Origin of the sequence: Capnocytophaga catalasegens, assembly GCF_026005215.1 — a bacterium.
Taxonomy (GTDB): domain Bacteria; phylum Bacteroidota; class Bacteroidia; order Flavobacteriales; family Flavobacteriaceae; genus Capnocytophaga; species Capnocytophaga catalasegens.
Genome location: NZ_BPMA01000048.1, coordinates 1 through 2,129, shown reverse-complemented (window position 1 = coordinate 2,129; position 2,129 = coordinate 1). Strand labels below are relative to the sequence as shown.

Annotated in this window: 2 protein-coding genes and 1 pseudogene; all 3 read right to left on the bottom strand. The window is 30.2% G+C overall.

Going from position 1 to position 2,129, the window contains the following annotated elements; translation table 11 throughout:
* Positions 1-284 (bottom strand): annotated as a pseudogene (locus OO775_RS11475) (phage baseplate assembly protein V); the annotation flags it as partial.
* Complete coding sequence (locus tag OO775_RS11470) at positions 260-718, bottom strand: hypothetical protein (protein WP_264847304.1); 459 nt, start codon at positions 716-718, stop codon at positions 260-262. The gene OO775_RS11470 and the pseudogene OO775_RS11475, both read right to left, overlap by 25 nt.
* An 11-nt stretch (positions 719-729) precedes the next feature.
* The gene (locus tag OO775_RS11465) at positions 730-2,007 is read right to left on the bottom strand and encodes a hypothetical protein (protein ID WP_264847303.1); all 1,278 of its coding nucleotides are present in this window, start codon (positions 2,005-2,007) and stop codon (positions 730-732) included.
* Between the last annotated feature and the right edge of the window lie 122 nt (positions 2,008-2,129).

The window sequence follows — 2,129 nt, the reverse complement described above, 5'->3', positions numbered from 1 at the left end:
CCGCCCGCTTTGAAAGTAATATCTTTAGGAGCACTTACATTGATATTTCCTTGTCCATCCATTAGGTAAGTATTTCCACTTGGGTCTTCCACTAAAACACTTTTGGCATTGTCATCAAACACAATTTTACAACCACTTTTCGTAGTAATACTCCTTACATCATTCGACACCTGCGAAGCATTGGTCTTGTGAAACATACTACCCATCACAAACGGACAATGCGGATTGCCATACTCAAAACCAACCATCACTTGGTCGCCTACTTCGGAGACTTTTTTAAACAAAAAAATATTAAACTTACTACAAATAAAACTAAATTGATAATCATTAACCACGATAAAGCCGTTACCATTGGATAAATTCTATCATAGATAATAGTATCAATATCCAATTTGTTTAATCTATATGCCAAAAACAAATATTTATCAATAATAAATCCTATTTGTACAATTGTGAATAAAGCAAAAAATACAATGATATTTTTCTTTCTATTTTTCATAGAAAAATACAGAACTATCAAGAATAAAAACAAATTCAGTAATGTCATTATCGACAACTGATTAAAAATAGGATATATGGCATCAGGTGTATTCATTTCGCTTATTTCTTCTACGTGATATTTGAGACTAATAAAATTTCCTACAAATATGAGTAAATTCAGCAATACTAAAGATAAAACTCCTGTAATTGAGAAAATTATAATTATTTTTTTTTTCATAATAGATTTATTTAATTAGATGATGAACTATAAACTCCTCCACTAGAAGCGGAACCAGAGCCACTACTTAGTTCATCCATACTAGAAGAGTTTGCAGAACTTCCAGAAGAATTCCCAAAACTACCTGATGTTTCCCCAAAAATGCCCGTTTTCCCCATTTCTGAAACCTTTTTCATATTAGGAAATGTTTTTCTCATTAATTCTGTAGCATCTGATATATTTTTATTAGTTTCTTTCTGTTCTTCCAAAAAATTTTGTAATGATTTGGGAATTACAAAATTTTCTTCATAAGAATAAATTCTCTTTCCAAATAACAAAGAGTCAAAATTAAAAATATTACTTCCAGCTTCTTTTAATGCTTTACAAGTTACTGTTGTACAATTATTTCCCGATACATCATATTTATCTATTACTTTTCCATATTCTTTTGTGTTTTTTCCTGCATTCTTACTATTGGGTTTTTCATTACTGTTATCCCATATTGTATCAAATATAGAGGATATATTTTCTTCTGTAACATCTTTTATTTGGTATGCCTTACCACTTTTTTTGTATAAAACTTCTTTGATATAATCTACTGCTACATTGTCAGAAAGTTTCAATAAAACTCCTTCTCCGGTAATTTGTGTAAAATCAACGTCATCATATCTTCCATAAGTATATGCAACGACCCTGTTGTTTTTATGTACTGTTAAAAACGTATGCCCTGTTCCTTTTATCTCTGTCCAAACAAACACCCCACTTGGTAAAATGAAATCAATATTAAGACATACTTTTTCTAAGGGTTCTTTTATGTAAGCATATAACTTAATTTTTTGTACACCTAATAATTCTTCTGCTAGAGGAAAAGTTATTTCCTTTCTAACTGATCGCTCTTGTACATTTACATATACATGTCCTTTTTCTGAGAAATCTTTTTTTATTTCTTCTGAAAAATCCTTTTTTATTTCTTTTTTATATTTAAACATCCAACGAACATCAAATAAATCAGAAGCGTATATTTTTTCTTTACTATGCACTATAGCCTTGAAAAGATAAGTTTTTCCTCCTTGTATAATGGAAACACCTTCTACTTTTGTTACTAAAAGTTGTTTTTTCTTGTTTTTATCATCACTTTTCTCATTCCCTAACCCCTGCATCACCACTTTTTTCTGACTAACAAGCTCTAAATCACCATTGGTTGCTTCAATAATTACCTCTTCGGCTTCTTCATAAGAGGAGCCGCTTATAGAGGTATAAGTATCACGAACGGTGATATATATGTTATTTGCCTTTTTAAAAATTCCCATAGCTTTACTTTTTAATGTGAACTACCTTGTTCTCCACTGTTAGATTTTACAGATTTTTCACTTTGTAAAATCATATTTTGCTTAGTGCTCACTACGGTTATTTTATCAGAATGAGAGTCGCT